The organism is Psychroserpens mesophilus (assembly GCF_050617655.1).
Taxonomy (GTDB): Bacteria; Bacteroidota; Bacteroidia; order Flavobacteriales; family Flavobacteriaceae; genus Psychroserpens; species Psychroserpens mesophilus_A.
The window spans coordinates 1-235 of sequence record NZ_JBODQC010000517.1 but is presented as its reverse complement, the minus strand read 5'-3'; the positions used below and the strand labels follow the sequence as shown (position 1 = coordinate 235).

Sequence of the window (235 nt, the reverse complement as noted above, 5' to 3'; positions counted from 1 at the left end):
ATTCGGGTCTTGGCTCGCAGTTACGGAATTTGATGACGAAGACGAAGCCCTGGACCTATTGGGGAATTCACAATACGGCTTGGGGGTTTCGCTCTTTACGCGGGATACGGCGCGGGCGGAACGCCTTGTGCCCGAAATTGAAGAAGGTGCGGTATTTATCAATGAATTGGTCAAAAGCGATCCCAGGTTGCCTTTTGGGGGTGTCAAAGCATCCGGTTACGGAAGGGAACTCTCG

Annotated in this window: 1 protein-coding gene; it reads left to right on the top strand. The window is 52.8% G+C overall.

The genetic code is table 11. The annotated features are described in order from the left end of the window. The coding region (locus ACRHNM_RS18220; RefSeq protein ID WP_431138035.1) for an aldehyde dehydrogenase family protein at positions 1 to 235 on the top strand (235 nt) is incomplete at both ends.